Here is a 17,752-nt window from a genome sequence, read left to right as displayed (position 1 = left end):
TAATTTGTTAGAATAGGGAAAAAGACATATTAGAGGTGGAAAACCGTGAAAAAAAGTGTTGTCGCATTTTCGACATTAGCCATTTTATCTTCGACTTTTGTTTCTCCTGCCCTTGCCGGTACATATACAGTTAAAAGCGGTGATAACTTAAGTAAAATCGCCCAGAAGCATAATACGACGGTAAAAGACTTAAAACAGCTTAATAACTTAAAATCAGACTTTTTGAGAATCAATCAGAAATTAATTACACCCAACTCCACAACAACATCAAATGCTTCTTCTGTTTCCGTGAAAAAAACAAATAAAACCACATATACCATTGTTTCAGGTGATACCTTAACAAGGATAGCAAACAAGCATGACCTTACACTTGCTGAATTGATGAAAATGAATAACTTAAAATCCGATAGAATTTATGCAGGCGCCAAACTTATCGTATCTAAATCAACTACCACCACTACCATTGATTTACCAGGCAGCTCCAAACCATCCAATGTGACACAGACCCCAGCCGATTCGTCTATATACATAGTGGTAAAAGGTGACACCCTTTCTAAGATTTCCAAGGAAACCAACTTGTCTGTAGCCCAGCTTAAATCAATCAACTCGTTAAAGTCCGATTTAATCAGAGTGGGTCAAAAACTAAAATTAAGTAAATCGGCAAGCACTGCAGATAATAACGATGTTGGAAAAGTGGAAGCCCCAAGTTCGGGGAACAAAGTGGCCCAGCTCGTTTCCGAAGCAAAGAAATTAATTGGTACACCTTATTCGTGGGCGGGTGCCTCCCCATCAGGTTTCGATTGCAGCGGATTTATTTACTATACGTTCAAGAAGGCTGGGTATGATGTTCCGAGGCTTTCATCTTCCACATATTATGATATGGGTAAAAAAGTTACTTCACCGAAAACCGGCGATCTTATCTTCTTTGCAACTGGTTCCAATAAATCAGTGGTAAACCATATGGGAATCTACTTGGGCGGCGGGGAATTCATTCATGCCTCATCAAGTAAGGGAGTAACAATCAGTAGTACTTCAAACTCTTATTTCAAAAGTAAATTCATCGGTTATAGAAGTTTATAAGATTTTCTTGCCAGACTTTCCTCTTAAAGTCTGGCAATTTCATGCAAAAGTATCATAGTTTCTCTATCTCCAGGTTATACAATTTACAAAACATTCGAATGATTTGCCAACGAAGGAATTCGGTTTCTCTAGAATCCTTCGTTTTTTTGGATGAAAAAAGGTAAATATGCACTCTAAGTACAAAAAGAAACTATTCTATTTTTGACAAAAAAAAGGTATAGTTAAAAATACCGACTAGGTACTTTTTCACACCTTCCATTTTGTGGGATGGTTAAGGGAGGAATATTAGATGAGATCCGAACATAAAAAAAAGAAAAAGAAACGCAAAACGTTTAAAATAATAGGCTTCACCCTTCTTATCCTTTTCATTGGCGCAGGTGTTTATGGCGCTTCCGTTTATCAATCATTGGCCGGTGCGATCAGCACCATGCAGGGTACAGCCCATAAAACGGATAAGCGAGTAGAGGACATCAAGTTCAAAAGCAAAGATCCATTTTCATTACTAATTCTTGGTGTGGATGAAAGAAAGAATGACTCAGGTCGATCAGATACGATGATTGTCATGACGGTTAATCCTAAAAAGGAATCGATTGAGTTATTGAGTTTACCGAGAGATACCCGTACGGAGATCATCGGTAAAGGTACAACCGATAAAATGAACCATGCCTATGCATATGGCGGAATTGCCATGTCGATAAATACAGTGGAAGCCTATTTGGATATTCCGATTGATTATTACGTCAAAATGAATATGGAAGGCTTTCAGGATATTGTGAATGCTGTTGGTGGTGTCACAGTCGATAATGATATGGACCTTGCCTATAAAGGATATACCTTCAACAAAGGCACAATCGACTTAAATGGTAAAGAGGCCTTGATTTATTCCCGAATCCGTAAAGAAGATCCCCGCGGGGATTATGGACGGCAAATGCGGCAACGCCAGGTTATCCAAGCTGTCATGAAAAAAGGGGCAAGCCTTTCAACTCTTACCAATTATGACGATATATTCGAAGCTCTGGGTAAAAACGTGGAAACTAATTTAAGTTTCAATGACATGTTAAGTATCCAAAATAACTACAAATCATCCCTCAAAAATATTGAACAATATACACTTGAAGGTGACAATCAACGGGTAAACGGCATTTGGTACAATATCGTTCCAGAAGAAACAAAGCTAGAAGCCCAAAATCGTGTGAAAGCACATCTCGGATTATAATGGATGGAGGATGGCTTTTATCAGTCATCCTCTTTTTTTACCTTTTTCCCAATTGGTTTAAAGTAATCTGAACGTATCACTTGATCACTCAGTTCGATCTCCTTTTGGTCTTCAGGTGAAAAACCATCGACCTTGCCCTCCCCATTTATTTTCATTTGAGAACCATAATCCCCTTTCAATATCAAAGCATCGCCCTCATCGCCATTCAGCATGCTCTCTCCAAAGTATGAAGAACTCTTAATATTAAACAGATCATATAAAGTTGGTAGAATATCGATTTGGCCCGCTACCTTATCAATCGTTCTTCCTTCCATACCCTCCTGATAAATGATCACGGGAATGGGCATATATTTTTCAATCCACTCTTCATCGCTAATTTTACTGCCGTAATACGCTTCAACCTCGTGTTTATCTTTTAAAAATAGGCCATCATGATCTCCGTATATGACAATCACGCTGTCTTTCATTTTCCCGTCATCCTTCAACTTCTTTATGAAATCCCCGATGGCTGAATCTGTATAATGAATCGCTTCAAAATATTTGGTCAGGTAACTGTTATCTTTTCCTGCTTCAGGCTTCAATGTTATCTGTTCTTTCGGCAGTGAAAAAGGTACATGGCTGGTCAAAGTAACGAAAAAGGCGTAATAGGGATTTCGTTTATCTTTTAAGAAATCATAGCTTTGTTTGAAAAAACTGCGGTCTCCCAAGCCCATCGAAATCATCTCATCCTGCTGCATATCCTCTATGGAAAGATAGTCATCAAACCCTAACGAGGGATATGCATGCTGCCTATTCCAAAAGTCTTCTTCATCTCCGTGGAAAGCAAAACTTTGATAATCCGACTTCTTTAATTCCTTAGCAAGACCTGGAAAATCATTATAAGGGAATCGAAAAAAGGTCGCACCTTGCTTTAAAGGAAATAGACCGGTATTCACGATAAGTTCTCCGTCAGATGAATTTCCAAATACCGTCTGTGGATATACATTCGGGAAGTACAATCCCCCTTTCGCCAGTTCATTCATGAATGGCGTGACCTCCTGCCCGGCACTGCTTTGAAATAGCGGAAACGACTGTAAAGATTCCACCTGGATGATAATCAGATTCTTCCCCTCCAAGGATCCGGAATGGACATTTTCCTTTCTTTTCTTTTTGTTGAAGTAATCAGAAACGGCCTTCTTTTCTTCCGAGGACATTCCATGCCTTCCCGAGTCAATAAAATAGGCATATGTATCCAATGCGTGATGACCGATAGGCCCCCAGTTTCGCAAGAAGGTATTCGCCTCATAACGCCGGGTTATATCCACTTTGTCGAAAAAGATATTCTTAACCGGCTTTAATCCTGCTATCATCAGGAATATTACGGCCGGCACTAGTGCCATATGCTTGAGGGGGTATTTTTTCTTTATAAATGATTCAGCAATTGGGATGCCTACCAGAAGAAAGATTGCATCCTTCAGTTCCATCATACTGAATATACTTTCACCTAGCCCATTCAGATTGCTTTTTTGCATCCACATATAGGAAGTTAAAGGTGTCGAATAATAACGATAAAACCAGATGTCCCCAAGGAAAAAGACCATGATCGAAAGAAGGAAAACTGAAAAAATGATGCCCTTTACGATTCGGTTCGTTATCCATTCCTTCAAATAAACAATAAAACCGGCAACACCGATGATTATCGTAATGATTCCAATAGTAAGATCGTTACCCATCCTATCATTTGTATAAGTGAAAAGTATGGTCACGATTGAAAATGACAATATCTCAAATAGCCTCTCCTTCAATCGTTGATTCAGGTTATTCTTCATGCTCCTGCCACTTTCCTCTTCATTATTTCCAAGCCTTAGTAATGCCTGATTGCGGAAGATTACTTATAAATATTACTTAGCGTTGCCATTTATGAGAAATTGCACACAGAAAACAGCATAAATATTTGGCACTAATGACTTCCCTAATAAACAAAAAGCCTTCATCACTAAAAGGATGAGGGCTTTGCTTTGGCACTCCGGCAAAAAAGCTGCAGATTGCCGCTAGACTCATGCTGTTGTTTTCCTACTTTCCCTTCCATTCAAAAGCAATCTTCCAACCTTCATCAGGGATCGATTCCGCCAACATATCTTCTTCCTCGAATAAGAAACGCCATGGCATGCTTGAGAGTGCTGGAACCTCACCAAGCTCTGTAAGATCGAATGTCTTTTTTGCGAGGAATTTTCCATCTCCATCAACTAACAGTAAATCCACGATATCAAACCTGACAGCTTTCTCTATTGAATTTCGTAGAAAAGCCACTATGATTACATCATCTTCCACCCTGGTCAGCTTGATGCCCGAAATTGAAATTTGGTTCGGTTTTAATGCAGGCAGCCTTTTATGGTGGAATTTATATACATATTCCTCTTGCTTAGAAATTTCCCACCCTTTATGAAACATCAGGGCAGTATGAATGGTGTCATCCTGATTTAATAACTCATGTACATATGAAGCTGCATTATCCCTTTTTCCAAATAAACTCATCGTTCCTCACCCTCCAAAGCAGCTGCATCTTCCCGATTGCTTTTCATATATTCCATAAAACGGATGCTTATCTCCGACTCAATTTTACTTAATAGAAGGTTGAATTGACTGAGAGCCGCTTTTTCAAACAGTGTATATGGGTCCTGCTGACCATATCCGCTTAAACCAATGCCTTCCTTCAGACTGTTCATTTCATCTAAATGGTTCATCCAATTTGTATCAATATGCTTCAGCATGAAAGCACGCAACTGGTTTCCCCATTCTGCATCATTTTGAAAGATCATCAGCCTCAGCCTCGATTCCAATTCCCCTAAAGCATCCAACGCTTTTCCTTCAATTTGACCTTCTGGATCCTGAAAATCACTTGCCTGCCAACCTAACGACAGGAAAACATGGGAAAGCTCTTCAATATAGGCATGGGGATCAGGTTCAACCATATGTTCAGGATAATATTTCACTGTGAGCCGAGTAATATATTTTTCGATATATTCAAGTAAAAGGGCCGGCATCCTTCCAGGGTCCATATCAAGTATCCGATCTCTCATTGCATAGATGATTTTACTCTGCTCATTTAATGAATGTTCTAACTTCAATAGATGGTAACGGCTTGATTGATGCATCTGCTCTACTGTTTCCTGAACCATTTTAACGAATTTATCAGGTGCAGGGCTTAGCACCAATCCATTTTCATCCGTTTTGATTTTCTTGATATAACGCCCGATTTCTTCTTCATCATAGTAATCAAACAAATCATCTTCCAAAGAAATGATGAATTGTGTTGAACCAGGATCACCCTGCCGGCCGGAACGTCCTCTTAGCTGCATATCGATCCGGCGGCTTTCGTGCCGCTCCGTACCGATAATATGAAGGCCGCCCAATTCCTTGACATCATTCGCAAGTAATATATCAGTTCCTCTCCCAGCCATGTTCGTAGCCAGCATCACTTGATTTTTTTGCCCGGCATTCGCGATGATTTCCGCTTCATCCGCTTCCGTCTTCGCATTAAGGATTTGATGTTTGATATTGCCCTTCTTTAGTTGAACTGAAATTTTTTCAGATTGCTCAATGGAGGTCGTCCCGATCAGAATAGGTCTGCCTCCATCATGAATCCGTTTTACTTCCGAGACGATTTTGTTGATTTTACTAGTTTCATCTTTATAAATCAAATCAACCTCATCAACTCGAATGATGGGGTCATTAGTTGGAATTTCAATGACGGGGAGCTGATATATTTCCTGGAATTCAGACTTTGATGGCATGGCACTGCCTGTCATCCCAGACATTGAATGATATAATCGAAAATAATTTTGGACGGTAATCATGGCCTGTGTTTCATTCTCTTCGGAAATCTCCAATCCCTCTTTTGCCTCAATCGCTTGATGAAGCCCATCACTGAAGCTTCTCCCTTCCATCACCCTGCCTGTGAATTTATCGATGATTGCAACTCTTCCATCGATGACAATGTAGTCCGCATCCAATTTCATGATTGCATGGGCTTTTAGCGCCTGTGTAACATTATGTAATAACTCTTGATGTTCCATTCCATACAGATTGTCGATACCAAAGGCCTCTTCAATCTTGGCAGACCCTTGATCCGTAAAATAGGCAGACCTTGACTCGCTGAAAATCTCGTAATCATCATTTTCTATAAATGTCTTCATGATTTGTGCCGTGATTTGGTAAAGCTCTGTTCCGTCGCTTGCCCTGCCCGCAATGATTAATGGTGTCCTCGCTTCATCAATCAAGATGCTGTCAATCTCATCGACGATGGCAAATCGGTGTCCTCTCTGAACCCTTTCTTCTCTTCGGTAAACCATATTATCACGCAAATAATCAAAACCGAACTCTGTTGCCGTTCCATACGTGATATCTGCAGCATACGCTTCACGTTTTGCGGAAGGCCCCATTTGGGAAATGTTCAAACCAACCGTCAACCCTAGAAATTCATGAATTTGTCCCATTAACTCCATATCACGTCTGGCCAAATATTCATTGGCCGTAATGATATGGACACCATTACCGTACAGTGCATGTAAATAGCTAGGCAAAGTGGAGACAAGCGTCTTCCCCTCGCCCGTATTCATTTGTGCGATGCCCCTTTCACTCAGGACAAAACCGCCTGCAAGCTGAACATCATGGTGCCTAAGATTGAATACTCGTTTAGAAGCCTCCCTCACGACCGCAAAAGCATCTGTTTGTATATCCAATATATTGTCACCAGCATCCAATACGCTTTTAAATCTATCCTTCATTCCGCTTAATTCCAGATCTGAATAACTTTCATATTTACCCTCTAGCCGATTCACATCTTCTACCAACTTATAAATTCTCTTTAAGTCTTTAGAACCTTCTTTGAAGAACTTTTTCATACTGGATAGCATAGGGTTTTCTCTCCTATTAATTCAATTGAACTTTAGTGAAATTATATCAGTTAAATATTTACTGTTTGTTAATTATCACCTTCATATTGTAATTATATAGAAATCCTTTCTTTTTTTGAAAGATAAATTACGTAAAAAGCGGCTGGATGCCCTTCCATAAAAGGCGCTAAAAAGATTAACTCCATCCTGAAAATCAAGGAGGGGATTTTTTATCGATTTAAACAAATAATAGGAAGACTTTCAACCACTGGAGGATTACAGATGAATAAGACAAGCAGAAAATTCATTCATAAACTTGCACAGCCGCGTCACTTTGGATTATTCGTTCTTATATTTTGCTTTATTTACATGAGCTCCCCTATTCAAGCAGAGACAAAAAACACCCCCAAGAATGTCATATTGCTGATTGGCGACGGCATGGGGGTAGGGGCCATAGAGATTGCCCGGCAATTGGAATATGGAAAGACAGGTGTTCTACATTTGGAACAACTGGAGCATGTTGCCCTGATGCGCACGTATTCCGCCAATAATTTCGTCACTGACTCAGCTGCCGGAGGGTCCGCGATTGCCACTGGTATAAAAACCAACAATGAATCAATCGGTGTCGATGCCAATGGTTCCGAGGTGGATAGTATATTGGATGCGTTTCAGAACGATGGGAAAAAAGTGGGGATCATCTCAACCAATATGGTAGTGGATGCCACACCCGCTGCCTTTGGTGCAAGTGTTCCTAACCGCTGGACAGGTGGCGCAAATATCGCGAGGCAGCTATTTGATAACCGAATCGACGTCATTCTCGGCGGAGGTGCTAGCTATTTCAAGGCGGATAAGCAGAATGGCGAGGATTTAATCGCTAAATTTAAACAAGCTGGATATGGGTTTACGACGACGAAAGAAGAACTGAATTCCATTAATAAACCGGAAAAACTTTTAGGGTTATTTCACCCTACCTATATGAATTTTAAACTGGATAAAGAAGTATTACATTCTCAAGAGCCATCCCTGCCCGAAATGACAGCCAAAGCGCTGGATATTTTATCAAGGGGTGATAAAGGATTTTTCTTGATGACAGAAGGTGCGCGTATTGACCATATGGAGCATGCAGCCGATATCACCGGAATATGGAAAGAAACGATCGAATTTGACCAAACCGTGAAAGAGGTAGTAAATTGGGCAAAAAATCGAAATGATACTTTGATTGTTGTACTTGCAGACCACGAAACAATGGGGACCTCCGCTTCTGAAACAATGGATATCACCGCATTGAAAAAAATCAAGGTTTCATCTGAATATATGTCCAAACAGCTTACATTCGATAAAAATAATGAAATCAATCCAGAAAGTGTCGTTTCCACATTCAAGAAGTATGCACATATATCCCTTACGGATCAGGAAGTCGACCATTTCATCGATAACGTAAAAAAGAATAGAACGCTTGTCTATCGACAACATCAAATCGATTGGGAAATCGGAAGCACCATCGCCAGGCACCATAAGGCGGGTGTAGCTGATCGAAGCATACGGGCAGCCAGTTCCACAGGAGGGCACACAGCCAATATGATTCCCGTTTTCGCCTCTGGTCCAGGAAGTGAAGTCTTCGATGGAGTCCTAGAAAATACGGATATTTCGAAAATCATCACAAAAGCCGCCGATGTTCCGTTCACTCCCGGTCAGCATAAAACAAAAGAGGAATGAAGACATTCATTCGCCTCTTAAAATTCTATCTCATACATTTGATTTTTTTCGGTACGCATTTCTATTGAAGTCCGTTAACTCAAAGCTTTAGTGAGTATACTCGTGAGTTTGGGGCGTTTACTCGGAGTTGTGCCTTTTACTCGTGAGTTTGTGCCTTTTACTCGTGAGTTTGTGACGTTTACTCGTGAGTTTGGGGCGTTTACTCGGAGTTGTGCCTTTTACTCGTGAGTTTGTGACTTTTACTCGTGAGTTCGATGCGTTTACTCGTGAGTTTGGTGTGTTTACTCGTGAGTTTGGCCCATTTACTCGTGAGTTTGTGACTTTTACTCGTGAGTTTGGGGCGTTTACTCGTGAGTTTGTGCCTTTTACTCGTGAGTTTGGGCGTTTACTCGTGAGTTTGCGGTTTACTCGTGAGTTTGATGAAGAATCTAAATATCTTTATACAAAAAGACGCCATAAATTGACGTCCTCCTCATTCATTTTTTTACATGTTTTTTTAATACATACCCAATTTGGCTTCCCTTTTTCACTTTATACCATTCATCTTGTTGAGACAGGATCGTTACGGCTTGGTGCCTGTATAGATTCCCGACCGTTTCAGAGGATGCATTTTTATTTTCTTTCATATATAATTCGCTTGCTGTCACTATTCCCGTGGTCTTCCTAATGGAGACTTTCGTTGAAATGGATTTCTTGTTTTCACTCTTATCCTTAGCGGAGATTGTCACCGTAAACATCCCGTTGGACATATTTTTGAAATCCCAGGTTGCCGATTGCCTGCCTTTATTGAACTGCCTTTCAGAAAGGATGCCAACAACCTTTCCTTTACTGTTCTTAATTGCCACTGTTACATTTGCGTTTTCATTAATGGTATAGGTTATGTTCGCTTTCTCGGTACTATAATCACCCGATGTATTGACATCGGTTATTTTCGGTGCCGACGTATCTTTACTGATCTTAATCGCCATCATGTCCGAACCTTCAATCCCGCTTCGGTCCATTGCTGATATTTCTGCTTCATATGTACCGTTACTTACCGCTTTTGTATTCCAGATTGCTGAATGGGTACCCTTTTTCATTGTTTGGTCACGGACTGGGGTAGCTAAGGCTTTCCCTTTACTATTTTTAATCGTGAGTGTTACCACAGCATCTTCTTTTAGGGAGTATGTGATTCCAACCTCATCATTTAAACGATCCGTCTCCGCTTTCATGTTTACTGAATTCGGTTCCGACTTTACGACAAGTTCCGTTTTAGATCCAGCACCTGGTCCATATTCCTTTTCTATAGTTGTGTCAGGATAATAAAACCCCAAAATCTCTTGATATGATTGGCCTCCCTCCGCTCTGTTTTTCGCTCCAAACTGACTTAGTCCTACACCATGCCCATATCCTAATCCTTTAATGGAAATTATTGAAGGATCGGTAGATGAATGGTCAACCAAATAGCTTTTCATCACCTCTTGCCCCACCATGCCCCTGATTTTGGAAGCCGCGACATTAGTAAGCTTAACCGTTTGCTGCAAAAGTTTCCCCCTGTCATCAACGAGATCCCTTACATAGAAATTCAGTTGGATGGAGCCTTTCGTTACACGGCCTCCCGTTTTTTCATCTGTAAATGTTAACAAGGGAATATCCGTTATTTTAATATCTTTATTCGCATATCCATTATTCTTCAGCCAAACCTTCAGTTTCGGCACAACCGTTTCATCTTTTTCCTTTACACTTGCCCACCATTCTTCCGGTTTAGATAAATCCATTTTTGAAAGGTCGATTTGCTGTTTGTCCAGCATTATCTCCCAATTGGTTTTCGAATCATAGAGATCTTCTTTTATAGATAAATATGCAAGGGGGTTGCCACTTGACCAAACATTTGAATTCAATTCGGTCATTCCTCCATTGCTTGAGGAAAAGAACGCTTCGATTATTTCGCCATCATGTTTGATTACCATGCCCTTTGTCTGTTCAATGGCTGAATTAGTTCGATAGTGACCGGCAGCCCCCCCATATACTTGGTAAGAAAACGTATCATCAATTATTGTGGATTGATGGCGAAGTGCATAAGTCCGGGCGGCAATCGCCTGTGCTTTTAAGGCTTCGGCATGCCATAGTGCGGGCATCTCCAGCGGGACAACACCCTTTAGATAATCTTCCATATAAACATGATTGATTGGCCGGATGTAACCGTCCTCCGCTGTAAATGAAAATGAGCCAAAATACGGACGGCCGTTTATGGACAATGAAGCATCAGGTTTAACTGGAATTGCCTTAAAGGAAGCATAAGACCCCGTTTTCTTAAAACCTTTGTATACGGCAAGTTTAGCCGACTCCACTTTCAAAGTCAGATTTTCACCCGCTCTAATGAATATCTCCCCCCCTGAAGTACGGTAGTCCCCGGTTGCCGTTATTTTGACACTGGTTCTATTCCCCAAATAATTCTTCAGTTTCACTTCCATCGTTGTATTCTCTTCCGCTGCCGTTTCTTCATGAGAAGGAAATGTAAAAAAAATGATAAAGAAAGCGATAAACAAATACCTTAAACTTCTCATTGCTTTTCATCCTCATCCCTATTCTATTTATCTTTAGCATGGGTAATGGCCTGGAAGATGTCACTGCTGCAGAAATCGGATCCCGCTTGCGGTACTCTTTTTACATTCTGTATGTCCGACTCATTATCCTTCAAATCCAGTTTTATTGTCTTAACAAAATGGAATCCTCAACGTGTGAAAAAATAAAAGCAGGACATGGAAGAAACCATGTCCTGCTTTTTAGTGGTAAATGCTTGCTGCATTTTCACCCGCTTCTTTACTTCAAATACTTTTTCAACACCGGTTTCATATGATCGATAACGACATGGCTGCCGCCTCGTCCTTTTACATCTTCCATCATCCATGCCATGAGAAGTTCCGGGTCTTCTGTGTCCATGGCAACAAACCAGCCATTTTCTGTTCCGTCGGCATTTTTGGATGCCTTGATTTCGGCAGTTCCCGTTTTGGCAGCGATTTTGATGCCAAGATCATCTATTCCATGTCCGCTTCCTTTAGGATGTTCCACCACTTGTGTCAGCATCTTGGTGACCTGATTTGCTTGGTCTGCTGATATCGCATGTTCTTTCCATATTTTCTTTTCTGTTTTATCTCCTGTTATTAACGAAGGTGTCAGGATGTTTCCTTCATTCAAGAAGGCTGAATAGGTCATGGCGAGATGTAGCGTGCTCATTTGGACTTGCGCTTGACCATATCCGGCATCCGCCAAGCGCCCCTCACTGTCGATCTTACCGATGCTCGATGCTTTTATCGGATAATCGAAGTTCAAAGACTCATCAAATCCGAATGCCTTGAGTCCATTTGTGAATTTTTCCTTTCCAAGCCCCAAAGCTTTTTGGGCAAAGTAAATATTGTCTGAATAAATTAATGCTTTTTCCATATCGATTGGAACACCGGGGTCCGCCACCCTTGTAATGGAATGATCTTTCCATGTTGATTTGGCCCACGTTTTCCCTTGGATATTGATCGAATCTTTCGGATCCACACCATTTTTCAGAGCGATTGCCGCAGTGATGGCCTTAATGGTTGAACCGGGTGCAAACGTCGAACTGAAGCGGTTCAAAAGTGGTTTGTCCGGGTCTTCTTCAAGCGCCTTTTGTTCCGCCTTTGTTATCCCGAAAATATATTTATTAGGATCGAATGACGGACTTGAAACAAGTGCAAGCGTTTCGCCTGTCTTCGGATCAATTGCCGATGCCGATCCAGTTTCGTTCTTATATTGCTCGAAGATATCTTTTTGAAGCTCGGCGTCGATGGTCAAGGTAATTGTTTCTCCCTCTTCAGCAGGCTTTTCAGCAATCACTTTTTCTTCGCCATCTTCGGTTTTAATAAAGATTTTACCTCCAGGTTCACCTTTAAGCCGCGCTTCCAACACTTCCTCAAGACCTCGCTTGCCAATAACGTCACTTGCGGTATAACCTTTTCCTTTGAATTTCTCCAGATCTTCCGCAGATGCCTCACCGACATATCCAATTAGATGGGCAGTAGCCTCTTTATACGGATATATACGCTCTTCCGTATTATTGACAGATACACCTGCAATGTTCAATAGCTTTTCCAAGGTTGCCGTATTATCATTTGACATCTTCTTGATGGGCACGAAATAGCTTGGCTTTACCCATGATTGTTTTAATTTCTGATTCACTTCGTCGGTTGACATTTTGAGGATTCCAGCGACCTTTTTAACCGTTTCGGATTCGTTGGCCATTTTCTCTGGCACTATCCCCACTTCTGCTACCGTTCCATTCATGGCAAGGCCGCGTTCATTTCTATCGACAATTTCGCCGCGAATGGCTGGATACGATTCAACCGATACCTTCTCTCCGGCTTCCAATTGAGGGAATATATAGCTTTCATCCCACTTGATGTACCAATTTTCTTCCTCGCCTTCCCCTTCCTTGACAAGTGTCGCTTTATGGTCAGAGCTGACAGCACCAGCCATAGTGGACATGTCAACGGTATATGAAAGGCTTACCTTTTCTCCATCTTTATGCTTTTTCTCTTCTTTAGGCTGTTTATAGTCCACCTTTAATTGGTCGGCTTCTATGCCCGTATAGATTTTTTCATAACGCTTCGCAAATTCATCCTCACTGATTTCTTTCTTTGTATCAGGCGACAGATACTCGTACATCTTCGCAAAATCCTGTTTATTCCAAAGCTTCGTATATGCCGCAAAGCGATCTTCCGGACTTGGCTCATTCGAGCAGCCGGCCAGGAACAATACGCTCATCAACAATAAGCTGGAAACTAAAGCTAGTTTCTTCATGATTTCCTCCTAATGAATAGTTAGAATGATATACCTATAGTTTAGCAAAATATTAGGGGATTGGGGGATTTTGCATTCCGAATTTCTTAATTTTTCTAGTCGACCATGTTTTTTCTAAAACAAAAGTCCTGTACATGGTGTACAGGACTTTTATATTAAAGCATTCTTTTTTTTCGGCTTTTTTTCTCTTGCAGCCATTTTTTCAAAAAGAAAAAGCCCAAGATGGCCGAGATGACCAGACCGCTTGTCGTAACAATGACAGCTACCCATTCGTATAGGGTGTAATCCATATAGGCTTTCCACGGTAATTTCCCTTTCCAATCTTCAATATATAGATTCATTCCGAATATCCCGGAAACAACCGTATAGATCGTTAGTATTTGCAAGAGATAATTACTGCTTTTCCCAGACAGTTTATCCTGATTTTGATAAAGATAAGAAAGTGTTTCCTTCACTTCCTTGTAGAGAGCGGCAATCCTGAAGGCATCATCCGTTTTTTTGAATAGCTCTTTACCGATTGACGTACTATTAACTTCAGTGAATAAGTACTTTGCAGAAAACTGAGTGATCATGAAAATCAGCTGTTCCGTATTCGACTGATCTTTTTCCACATCTATCTTGGAATGTTCATGGGACAATTTAAGCAGTACGATTTTATAATAGAAGAAAAGCAACACTGTATAAAAATGCTGGCCATACATTTCGCTTGCCAGTTCCTGCTCCAGTTTACCTTTAGCTTTCGTGACACACGCAAAATGATACATGCTAGTTATATAATAGGTTTCCTTGCCCCACCTGTCATATACCCTTTCTTGATAATACTTGTCTATATAATCGGGGTTTAATGCGCCTATATATGGCTCACCATCATTGTCATACCCGTTCAGCTCACTGATGCGGAATAAATCATTTTTAGTAATATCACGATTCTCAGGGAATGCAGTATAACTGATCACGTACATTCTTTCATCGATGAAGAAGGGTAAACTGCCAAAATATGTAGGGTTACTTTGTTCTTCATCCATATATTCCTCAATTGGCGGCAATAGTTCATTGAAAATGAAATCCTTCACCTGTTCATACTGATTTTCCCGACAGCTTACTTTCGTTTTTTCTTCATCATCAGCGATCGGTTCGAGGATTCGGAATGTATCGCCAAAATAGAGCACATCATCATAAGAAAGCCCCTCAGGCAAAGTAATGCGAAGATTCATCATGCCAATATGAAATGGGCATATGAAAATATCTATAGAGTTGATAATAAATGGGGTATTTAGATAGGGTGATTCGAAGGTACAATCAATATCCAGCTTTTTCGTAAAACGCCGCAAGCCTTCCTTCTGTTTTGCATTGCTTGGAAATAAAATCGGCTCGATGTAAGGCATGAAATACTTTTCCAATTTACGGTGAGAAACATTATGGCCACCGTAAAATTGATTTTCTTGTTCCATATCTTTCAAATTCAAAAAAACGAAATTGTCCTTAAACAACTTTTCCACAAACTTTTCAATCATCTTTCCTTCAAGCGCAAATGGAAAAATGTACTGCTGGAAAGTTCGCTTAGTGGGATCATTTTTCATTTTCACATACATATAATATATTCCTCCGATTAAACTGCTGAAAAAAGGTTTAATTCATCTTATTTCTTATAATTACCCATGTATAGACAAACAAAACGAAACATATTATAGAAATAAAGTGGACAAATTGCCCAAATAAAAAAATCCCCCAAGCAAGTCCTCGGGGGCCATCGAAAAGAGTTCTTCAACCCTCTTCACTTTAGGGTACTAGAAACTGATGTTTCTAATGAAAAATCCGATATTCGGATTATTTTAGCATTTATTTAACGTATGAGAAAACGCGAAATTCCTCCATATTTAGGCAATACCACTTATTATTACCTTATTAATCCTTATATACAGTGATTCGCAGAAGAAAATATAACTATAGGAATAATTATGTAAATTTTTTGTTCATTATTTTTCCCTTTATAATGAAAATCATGTTTTAACTAATGAGAAACGGGTAAACAAAAAAAGCAAAGGAGAGACATCATCATGAAATCCGATAGCAATAAACAACACTTTAAATTTTTTGAAAGAACAAATAACGCTAAACCAAGTGAACGGAAGCAAATGAGCGATTTCATCAAAAAGAAGATGAATACTCAAAACTCTCATTTAAATGGTAAAAACTCATGACGGGTTGTATGTCATGAGTTTTTATCGTTTAAAATGCGATTTCATTTCCCTTAAGGTTATGCTTTATACATTTCTTGATGCCGATTACATTCAAAAAATGTTTGATTTTCTTCATCGAGGTTGCCTGATATTCATCTGCAATGGAAAACTCTTTAATATAAGCGATTTTTTCTTGTATATCTGTATCTATATGATCTTGGTTGTATTCTTTTTGATCTGATTTTTTGCATGTGTACACCACTGCTTCACCAATATTCCTGGTGGCCTTATCAAAATAAAAAGAAAACACAATGGCACATTCATCATCGTAAAAAGAGGGCTGAATCTTCATATTAATATCCATCATTAACCTTACACCTCTCTCCGTTTTGTTATTTACACTATAACAAAATCATTAAAGGGAAATAGGCGTTACAAACTACGCTCACGTTTCTTCCGCACCTACCAAATGAATCTTACACCCTCCATTCATAGATAATTATAACTACAGGAATATGCGCAAAAGAATAATCATTTAATAATGATAAAAAAAACATCTTCTAATGAAGATGCTTGAATGATTGATAGGGATGCTCCATTACTTATTTATATAAACCTGGAAGTTCTGCGTAAAGGCCTGGTAATTCGCTTGGGACAATAACAAAAGCAGCGATGATAAGAAAAGATACGACTAATGCTTTAGTACTTTTTTTCATAGGTCATTCCTCCTTTTCTTTTAAAAAAATATTGGTTAAAATAGAAATTAATTCTATAGTTATATTTAACCACACTTCTAAAAACCATATATTTCGACTAAAGATTCTATTTAAACCGTTCAGGACCTGTACATACCGCTTTCACCGATTTTTCATGACAAAATATAACTCTAGGCATATTTTAAGGAGAATCAAAATGGATTTTTTTGCAGTTGGACAAAAGATCAAAGAGCTACGTAAACAAATCGGGCTTTCCCAGGAAGAGTTGGCATCCGGTATTTGTACACAAGCACAGATAAGCAAGATTGAAAAAGGCGATGTCTATCCATATGCATCCACCCTCTACTTAATTTCCCAACGTTTAGGCGTTGATGTAAACTATTTTTTCGATATTGGAATGACCCCTAGGCTGGATTACGTCGAAGAAGTGATTTATCAATTAAAAATAGCCAGGAGAACCCGTAATTACGAGGAAATGCAGCAGATTGTAAAGGCTGAGGAAAACAGTCCCCTCTTTCTTCAGAATAAAAGGAATCATCAATTGATTCTTTGGCACAAGGGAATATACGAATATGAAAAAAATAAAGATTTAGATAAAGCCATCGAATTCATTAAACAGGCCATCGCCATTACTCATACGACCGACAAAATATATTCTGAACGGGAGCTTGAAATCTTAAGCAGCCTTGGTGTAATGTATGTTGCCGAAGAACAGTACGAAAATGCATTCGCCTTGTTAAGGAAAGCTTTGGATCACTTGAAAGCCCTACCCTTTTTGACGGATAAAACGCTAAAGACACGCCTATCCTATAATTTTGGCAGAGTGTTAACACGCCTGGTCCGATACGAAGAGTCCATTGCCTGCTGCCAAGATGCCATAAAGTGGTGCCTTGAACATGATCAATTATATGCATTAGCTGATTTACACTACCATTTGGGTTACAATTTTGAACTTATAGGTAACTTTGAAGAGGCAAAAGAGTACTTGGAAAAATCAGCGTTTCTATTCGATTTACAAAAAAATCATACCTTTGTTACATTCATCAACAAAAAGTTGGATAGTTGGAAGAACGAAATGAAAATAAACTAATTCTATATTTTTGGCCATTCCCTCGGGAATGGCTCCAGACTGGCAAACTCGATGAAAGTTGAGTTTGTCTA

General features: G+C 39.7%; 12 protein-coding genes. 5 read left to right on the top strand and 7 right to left on the bottom strand.

Features of this window, described 5'->3' with window-relative positions; translation table 11 throughout:
* Window positions 1-45 precede the first annotated feature (45 nt).
* Together ACFRAK_RS01065 and ACFRAK_RS01060 are read left to right on the top strand one after the other, a co-directional pair.
* Window positions 46-1,080: a C40 family peptidase gene (locus ACFRAK_RS01065; protein ID WP_387601234.1), complete on the top strand. Its 1,035-nt coding sequence runs from the start codon at window positions 46-48 to the stop codon at window positions 1,078-1,080.
* Window positions 1,081-1,369: 289 nt separating this feature from the next.
* Window positions 1,370-2,296, top strand: coding sequence for an LCP family glycopolymer transferase (locus ACFRAK_RS01060; RefSeq protein ID WP_260286801.1), 927 nt, complete (start codon window positions 1,370-1,372; stop codon window positions 2,294-2,296).
* Window positions 2,297-2,316: 20 nt separating this feature from the next.
* Here the strand turns inward: ACFRAK_RS01060 and ACFRAK_RS01055 are convergent, their stop codons facing one another.
* The 3 genes from ACFRAK_RS01055 to secA form a co-directional block, all read right to left on the bottom strand.
* Window positions 2,317-4,104, bottom strand: coding sequence for an LTA synthase family protein (locus tag ACFRAK_RS01055; RefSeq protein ID WP_387601236.1), 1,788 nt, complete (start codon window positions 4,102-4,104; stop codon window positions 2,317-2,319).
* Window positions 4,105-4,348: 244 nt separating this feature from the next.
* Window positions 4,349-4,810, bottom strand: coding sequence for an SLAP domain-containing protein (locus tag ACFRAK_RS01050; RefSeq protein WP_394571180.1), 462 nt, complete (start codon window positions 4,808-4,810; stop codon window positions 4,349-4,351).
* Entirely contained in the window at window positions 4,807-7,191 is a 2,385-nt protein-coding gene (gene secA, locus ACFRAK_RS01045; RefSeq protein ID WP_394571179.1) for a preprotein translocase subunit SecA, read from the bottom strand. The genes ACFRAK_RS01050 and secA overlap by 4 nt, the downstream gene beginning before the upstream one ends.
* Before the next feature lie 261 nt (window positions 7,192-7,452).
* Here secA and ACFRAK_RS01040 point away from each other — a divergent pair, with 261 nt between their 5' ends.
* A complete protein-coding gene (locus ACFRAK_RS01040) occupies window positions 7,453-8,886 on the top strand; it encodes an alkaline phosphatase (RefSeq protein ID WP_394571178.1) in 1,434 nt (477 codons plus the stop codon).
* A gap of 476 nt (window positions 8,887-9,362) precedes the next feature.
* Here the strand turns inward: ACFRAK_RS01040 and ACFRAK_RS01035 are convergent, their stop codons facing one another.
* The 3 genes from ACFRAK_RS01035 to ACFRAK_RS01025 all read right to left on the bottom strand — a co-directional run bounded on the left by ACFRAK_RS01035 (window position 9,363) and on the right by ACFRAK_RS01025 (window position 15,287).
* Window positions 9,363-11,432 carry a SpoIID/LytB domain-containing protein gene (locus ACFRAK_RS01035; protein ID WP_394571177.1) on the bottom strand — a complete coding sequence of 690 codons (2,070 nt, stop codon included), beginning with the start codon at window positions 11,430-11,432 and terminating at the stop codon, window positions 9,363-9,365.
* Between the two features lie 256 nt (window positions 11,433-11,688).
* On the bottom strand, window positions 11,689-13,695 hold the full coding sequence (locus ACFRAK_RS01030) for a penicillin-binding transpeptidase domain-containing protein (RefSeq protein ID WP_394571176.1): 2,007 nt from the start codon (window positions 13,693-13,695) through the stop codon (window positions 11,689-11,691).
* A 155-nt stretch (window positions 13,696-13,850) separates the two neighbouring features.
* Window positions 13,851-15,287: a hypothetical protein gene (locus ACFRAK_RS01025; protein ID WP_387704468.1), complete on the bottom strand. Its 1,437-nt coding sequence runs from the start codon at window positions 15,285-15,287 to the stop codon at window positions 13,851-13,853.
* 465 nt (window positions 15,288-15,752) lie between these two features.
* On the opposite strand from ACFRAK_RS01025, the gene ACFRAK_RS01020 reads away from it, so the two are divergent.
* Entirely contained in the window at window positions 15,753-15,896 is a 144-nt protein-coding gene (locus ACFRAK_RS01020; protein ID WP_260286816.1) for a hypothetical protein, read from the top strand.
* Between the two features lie 28 nt (window positions 15,897-15,924).
* Here the strand turns inward: ACFRAK_RS01020 and ACFRAK_RS01015 are convergent, their stop codons facing one another.
* Window positions 15,925-16,242 (bottom strand): hypothetical protein, encoded by a 318-nt coding sequence (locus tag ACFRAK_RS01015; RefSeq protein WP_387601256.1) that lies wholly within the window; start codon window positions 16,240-16,242, stop codon window positions 15,925-15,927.
* Window positions 16,243-16,787: 545 nt separating this feature from the next.
* Between ACFRAK_RS01015 and ACFRAK_RS01010 the strand changes: the two genes are divergently transcribed.
* Entirely contained in the window at window positions 16,788-17,681 is an 894-nt protein-coding gene (locus tag ACFRAK_RS01010; protein WP_387601259.1) for a helix-turn-helix domain-containing protein, read from the top strand.
* Window positions 17,682-17,752: the final 71 nt, after the last annotated feature.

The sequence above is a fragment of the Peribacillus sp. NPDC056705 genome (assembly GCF_043656335.1).
The sequence above is the reverse complement of the archived record's forward strand: the minus strand, read 5'-3'. Positions and strand labels throughout refer to the sequence as shown.

Excerpts from the sequence above, each read along its gene's own strand:
- ACFRAK_RS01060 (WP_260286801.1), top strand. The coding sequence starts at position 1,370 with ATGAGATCCGAACATAAAAAAAAGAAAAAGAAACGCAAAACGTTTAAA.
- ACFRAK_RS01055 (WP_387601236.1), bottom strand. The coding sequence starts at position 4,104 with ATGAAGAATAACCTGAATCAACGATTGAAGGAGAGGCTATTTGAGATA.
- ACFRAK_RS01050 (WP_394571180.1), bottom strand. The coding sequence starts at position 4,810 with ATGAGTTTATTTGGAAAAAGGGATAATGCAGCTTCATATGTACATGAG.
- secA (WP_394571179.1), bottom strand. The coding sequence starts at position 7,191 with ATGCTATCCAGTATGAAAAAGTTCTTCAAAGAAGGTTCTAAAGACTTA.
- ACFRAK_RS01040 (WP_394571178.1), top strand. The coding sequence starts at position 7,453 with ATGAATAAGACAAGCAGAAAATTCATTCATAAACTTGCACAGCCGCGT.
- ACFRAK_RS01035 (WP_394571177.1), bottom strand. The coding sequence starts at position 11,432 with ATGAGAAGTTTAAGGTATTTGTTTATCGCTTTCTTTATCATTTTTTTT.
- ACFRAK_RS01030 (WP_394571176.1), bottom strand. The coding sequence starts at position 13,695 with ATGAAGAAACTAGCTTTAGTTTCCAGCTTATTGTTGATGAGCGTATTG.
- ACFRAK_RS01025 (WP_387704468.1), bottom strand. The coding sequence starts at position 15,287 with ATGTATGTGAAAATGAAAAATGATCCCACTAAGCGAACTTTCCAGCAG.
- ACFRAK_RS01020 (WP_260286816.1), top strand. The coding sequence starts at position 15,753 with ATGAAATCCGATAGCAATAAACAACACTTTAAATTTTTTGAAAGAACA.
- ACFRAK_RS01015 (WP_387601256.1), bottom strand. The coding sequence starts at position 16,242 with ATGATGGATATTAATATGAAGATTCAGCCCTCTTTTTACGATGATGAA.
- ACFRAK_RS01010 (WP_387601259.1), top strand. The coding sequence starts at position 16,788 with ATGGATTTTTTTGCAGTTGGACAAAAGATCAAAGAGCTACGTAAACAA.